4 protein-coding genes and 1 pseudogene are annotated in these 4991 nt (G+C 73.7%); 4 read left to right on the forward strand and 1 reads right to left on the reverse strand.

Features of this window, described 5'->3' with window-relative positions; genetic code table 11:
* The first annotated feature begins 165 nt into the window (after positions 1 to 165).
* The 3 genes from cobT (at position 166) to AB8Z36_RS29995 (ending at position 3954) form a co-directional block, all read left to right on the forward strand.
* Positions 166 to 1338: a nicotinate-nucleotide--dimethylbenzimidazole phosphoribosyltransferase gene (gene cobT / locus AB8Z36_RS29985; protein WP_369216527.1), complete on the forward strand. Its 1173-nt coding sequence runs from the start codon at positions 166 to 168 to the stop codon at positions 1336 to 1338.
* A 121-nt stretch (positions 1339 to 1459) separates the two neighbouring features.
* On the forward strand, positions 1460 to 3241 hold the full coding sequence (locus tag AB8Z36_RS29990) for a phosphatidylglycerol lysyltransferase domain-containing protein (protein ID WP_369216528.1): 1782 nt from the start codon (positions 1460 to 1462) through the stop codon (positions 3239 to 3241).
* The gene (locus AB8Z36_RS29995; RefSeq protein ID WP_369216529.1) at positions 3238 to 3954 is read left to right on the forward strand and encodes a hypothetical protein; all 717 of its coding nucleotides are present in this window, start codon (positions 3238 to 3240) and stop codon (positions 3952 to 3954) included. Before AB8Z36_RS29990 ends, AB8Z36_RS29995 begins: the two co-directional genes overlap by 4 nt.
* On the opposite strand, the gene AB8Z36_RS30000 is transcribed toward AB8Z36_RS29995, so the two are convergent.
* A complete protein-coding gene (locus AB8Z36_RS30000) occupies positions 3876 to 4658 on the reverse strand; it encodes a hypothetical protein (RefSeq protein WP_369216530.1) in 783 nt (260 codons plus the stop codon). The two genes, AB8Z36_RS29995 and AB8Z36_RS30000, sit on opposite strands and share 79 nt — an antisense overlap.
* Before the next feature lie 67 nt (positions 4659 to 4725).
* On the opposite strand from AB8Z36_RS30000, the pseudogene AB8Z36_RS30005 reads away from it, so the two are divergent.
* A pseudogene (locus AB8Z36_RS30005) lies at positions 4726 to 4991 on the forward strand (adenosylcobinamide-GDP ribazoletransferase); the annotation flags it as partial.

Consider the following 4991-nt stretch of genomic DNA (forward strand, 5'->3'; position numbering starts at 1 on the left):
ACGTAAGGGATCGAGGGCGGCCGGGCAACGACGTCACGCGCCCGTGGCGTCCGGCGCCTCGGCGTGACCACCCTTCAGGCGGGGTGCCAAGGCCACCGCGGGGCCCACCGCCGCTACAGGGCCCGTACACGCACCGGCCCCGCCCCTGCCGGTACTGTTCGGCGAATGAGCTCGCTGAATCTCGACGACTTCACCGACCTGATCGAGCGCCCCGACGGCGGGGTGCGCCGCGACGCCGAGGAGCGCAGGGCGCGGCAGGCCCTGCCGCCCGGCGCCCTCGGCCGCCTCGACGAACTGGGCGAGTGGCTCTCGGCGGCCCAGTCCGCGGTGCCGGTCAGGCCGGTCGAGCGCCCCCGCGTGGTCCTCTTCGCCGGTGACCACGGGGTCGCCGGGCTCGGCGTCTCGGCGCGGCCCGCGGGGAGCGCCGCCACCCTGGTGCGGTCCGTGCTCGCCGGTGAGAGCCCCTCGGCCGTGCTCGCGCGCCGCCTGGACGTGCCGGTCCGCGTCGTCGACATGGCACTGGACTGCGACCCCGCCGAACTGCCCGCCGAGGTCGCGGGGCACCGGGTGCGGCGCGGCTCGGGACGTATCGACACCGAGGACGCGCTGACCGCCGATGAGGCCGAGCAGGCCGTACGCGCGGGCATGGCCGTGGCCGACGAGGAGGCCGACTCCGGCACCGACCTGGTGGTCCTCGGCGACATCAGCGTGGGCGGCACGACCCCCGCGGCCACCCTGATCGCCGCGCTCTGCGGCACCGACGCCTCGGTGGTGACCGGACGGGGCGGCGAGGCCATCGACGACCTGGCGTGGATGCGCAAGTGCGCGGCCGTGCGCGACGCCCTGCGGCGGGCGCGCCCGGTCCTCGGCGACCAGCTCGAACTGCTCGCCGCCGTGGGCGGCGCCGACCTGGCCGCGATGACCGGGTTCCTGCTCCAGTGCGCGGTGCGGCGCACTCCGGTGATCCTCGACGGCGTCGTGGCCTCGGCGGCGGCGCTGGTCGCCCAGCGGGTCGCGTTCCGCTCACCGGACTGGTGGCTCGCGGGGCACGACAGCGGGGAGCCCGCCCAGGCCAAGGCGCTGGACCGGATGGCACTCGAACCGCTGCTCACCCATGGCGTCAAGGTCGGCGAGGGCGTCGGCGGGCTGCTCGCGCTGCCCCTGGTGCGGGCCGCGGCGGCCCTGTCGGCGGAGCTGCCCGAGCGGAAGCCGACGGAGAGCGGGCAGGAGCCGACGGAGAACGGCCAGGAGCCGACGCAGAGCGGCGAGGAGCCGGTCGGCACGGGACCCGGCCCGGCAACCGCCGCACCCGGCCCGGACGCGCCGCCCGCCCAGTAGACAAGCCGATAACCGGGAGCTGAGAGCCGAGAGCCGAGCGCCGAGCGAACGGCACAGGCGCGGCACAAAGGGCGTGAACAGGTACAAGGCAGCCTGCCACGGACCCATATGATCCCTTTTCATGGGAGATGAGCAGACAGTCACCGCGCGACAGCGACCCCGCACCCTCACACAGCGCCGCGCCGCCGGTTTCACCGTCTGGTACCTCCGCGCCGTCACGTTCATCAACTTCCTGAGCGCGGTGTGGGTCTCCCTGGGGCAGGACCTCCGGCAGCACAACACGGAGAACTACTTCACCCCGTACCTGCTGACCGCGGGCTTCGCCTCCGGGGCGTTCACGCTCTTCCTGGCGATCACCATGCGGCGCCGCAAGCGCGCCGCGTGGATTCTCAACCTCGTCCTCAGCGGCCTCTTCCTGCTGCTCTTCGCCTTCGCGATGCTCTTCCCGGAGATCCGCGCCTACGCGCAGAACTGGATCTCGCTCGTCCTGACCGCCGCCTTCGTGGCCGCCCTGCTCGTCGGGCGGCGCGAGTTCTACGCCAAGGGCGACCGCGCCAACCCCAAGCTGGCCTCGGTCGTCGCGGTCGGCGGGCTCCTGGTGGCCTCGCTGCTCGCGACGCTGCTCGTCACCGCCACCAACCGCGCGCACGACGACTACCGCTCGTCCTTCCTCGACCGCTGGCGCTACGGCACCATGCGCCTGGTCTCGCTCGCCGCCGACGACGAGCGCTTCGAGGGCATCCTCACGCCCGGCTGGGTCAACGTCTGCGTCAACATCCTGAGCGCGCTGCTGCTCTGCGCCGTCCTGTACGCGGCGTTCCGCTCCCGCAGGGCGGTCGACCCGCTCACCGAGGAGGACGAGGAGCGGCTGCGCGCCCTGCTCGCCCGGCACGGCGAGCGCGACTCCCTCGGCTACTTCGCGCTGCGCCGCGAGAAGAGCGTCGTCTGGTCGCCGACCGGCAAGGCGGCCGTCGCCTACCGCGTCGTCAGCGGTGTCTCGCTGGCCTCCGGCGACCCCATCGGCGACCCGGAGGCCTGGCCGGGCGCGATCGATCCCTGGCTCGCCGAGGCCCGCGAGCACGGCTGGCTGCCCGCCGTGATGGGCGCGAGCGAGGAGGCGGGCACCGTCTACGCGCGGCACGGCCTCGACGCCCTCGAACTGGGGGACGAGGCGATCGTCGACACCGCCGAGTTCACCCTGGAGGGGCGGGCCATGCGCACCGTCCGGCAGGCCTACAACCGCGTGCGGCGCGCGGGCTACCGGGTGCGCGTCCGGCGGCACGAGGAGATCCCGGCCGACGAGATGGCGTACCTCCTGAAGCGCGCCGACGACTGGCGCGACGGCGCCACCGAGCGCGGATTCTCCATGGCGCTCGGGCGGCTCGGCGATCCGGCGGACGGGCGGTGCGTGATGCTCGAATGCAGGGACAGCCGCGCGGGGGAAGGCGAGGGCGAGTTGCGCGCGGTGCTGTCCTTCGTGCCCTGGGGCCCGCACGGGCTCTCCCTGGATCTGATGCGGCGTGACAGGGACGCCGAGAACGGTCTGATGGAGTTCATGGTCATCGAACTCCTCCAGCGCGCCCCGGAGATCGGGATCACGCAGGTCTCACTCAACTTCGCGATGTTCAGGTCGGTCTTCGAACGTGGCTCCCGGCTCGGTGCGGGCCCGGTCCTGCGCCTGTGGCGGTCGCTGCTCAGCTTCTTCTCGCGGTGGTGGCAGATCGAGTCCCTGTACCGCGCCAACGCCAAGTACCGGCCCATCTGGGAACCCCGCTTCCTCCTCTTCGAGAAGAGCGGCGACCTGCCGCGCATCGGCATCGCCGCCGCCCGCGCGGAAGGGTTCCTGGAGGCGCCGGGCCTGCCGAAGTGGCTGCACCGCAAACATCTGGAGTCGAGACGATGAGCACCCTGGCCCGCCGCGCCCGCGCCGAGTGGGGCGAGCTGTACGCCACCGTGCGCGACGCCCTCGTCGCCCGGCGGCTGCGGGCCGTGCCGATGACGCTGGGCGCGGTCTGCCTCACCGCGCTCCTCCAGTACACGCAGAACCAGGCCTGGGGCTACCAGTTCGTACAGAACACCGGCTCGGTGCGCGCCGACGACCCGCTCTGGCTCGCCCTGCTCCGCACCCCGCTCTCCCTCTTCGTGCCCGCGCTCGACCTGCCCGTGTGGGGGGCGCTCGCGCAGATCCTGCTCGTCTTCGGGATCTGCGAGATCTGCCTGGGCCGGTGGCGCACGCTCGTCGTCGGCTACGTCGCCACCCTCGCGGGCACGCTCTACGCGCGCGTGGGCATCGCCCTGGGCCCGGATCACCCGATCGGGCTTCCCGGTTCCGACGCCCAGGTGGTGGACACCGGCCCGTCGGCCGCCGTCGTCGGCCTCGCGGTGTACGTGTGCTGGCGCTACCGGGCCTACGTGACGGCGGCCCTGGTGACCGCCCTGATGGTCGCCGAGCTGCTCGTCAAGGACAACCTCGCGGGCAAGGAGCACCTGGCCGCGATCGCCGCCGTGCTCGTGCTCTGCGCGCTCTCCTCGCCGCGTCACCGCCGCCGGGGCGGCGGGCGCTCCGGGTCCGGCGACGGCCGCGCCTGCGGCGAGAATCCGCCGATGAAGTCCTGAAGCCTGCGGCGCGGCACCGCCCAGCGCCGGTCGTGCCGGAAGGCCCGGAGTCCCGCACGCGCGCGTGCCCGCGGCCTGCGGCCGTAGAACCGCCGCGCCCACGCCGACCCGGGCCGGGCCAGGCGGACGGCGCCGACCAGCGCGACGAACGGCACGACCATGCCCATCAGGGCGGTCCGCAGCTTGCCCTTGAAGAGGGCGATCAGCGCGAAGGCGCAGTTGATGCCGACGTTCAGGGCGAACGCGGCGCGGTTCTGCCGTTCGGCGGGCGTCAGTTCGTTGACGCCGAGCGGCGTGAAGCCGGTGAGGACGAGGACGACGAGGGCGGCCGTGAGCATGACGGCCTCCACGCTCTTGCGGCCCTGCTCGCTCCAGTAGACGTCGTCGAGGTGCAGGATCAGCGCGAACTCGTCGAGCACGAGCCCGGCGCCGATGCCGAAGATCACGGCCGCGTACAGCGGTCCGGCACCGTGCCGCCCGGCCGCCACCGCCCAGAACCCGCCGACCAGCATCAGGAAGATGCCGGGGACCACGTGGTGGACGTGCACGTCACCCGTACGGATGTTCCGGAAGGGGCCCTTGCCCGCCCGGATCAGCCGCGTGATGGTGCGGGTCACCAGGAACGAGCCCACGAAGGAGACCAGCGCGAGCAGCAGCGGCAGCTTCCCCGGCTCGACGACGTTCCGGTACCACCAGTCGTCCATGCGGCCATCCTCCGTCCCCCGCGGGCGCCCCGCAGGCCCGGGCATCCCTCCGGGGTAGCCTTCGCCGGTGTCCAGAACCTCCCCCGCCGACGGCATACGTTTCGCCTTCGGCACCCTCACCGCGCTCCCCGTGCAGGTCACCCGCTGGATCGCGGTGCCGCGCGCGGCGGCATGCAGTGCGCTCCCCTGGCCGGTCTCGTGGTCGGCCTCTGCGCGGCGGGCGCGGGCGGCGTCCTGACGGCACTCGGCGCGGGCCCGCTCCTCGCCGCGACGGCCACCGCGGCGGCCCCCGCCGCCCTCACCCGCGGCCTGCACCTGGACGGCCTCGCGGAC

Source organism: Streptomyces flavofungini, from assembly GCF_041028215.1.
Taxonomy (GTDB): domain Bacteria; phylum Actinomycetota; class Actinomycetes; order Streptomycetales; family Streptomycetaceae; genus Streptomyces; species Streptomyces flavofungini_B.

Excerpts from the sequence above, each read along its gene's own strand:
- cobT (WP_369216527.1), top strand. The coding sequence starts at position 166 with ATGAGCTCGCTGAATCTCGACGACTTCACCGACCTGATCGAGCGCCCC.
- AB8Z36_RS29990 (WP_369216528.1), top strand. The coding sequence starts at position 1,460 with ATGGGAGATGAGCAGACAGTCACCGCGCGACAGCGACCCCGCACCCTC.
- AB8Z36_RS29995 (WP_369216529.1), top strand. The coding sequence starts at position 3,238 with ATGAGCACCCTGGCCCGCCGCGCCCGCGCCGAGTGGGGCGAGCTGTAC.
- AB8Z36_RS30000 (WP_369216530.1), bottom strand. The coding sequence starts at position 4,658 with ATGGACGACTGGTGGTACCGGAACGTCGTCGAGCCGGGGAAGCTGCCG.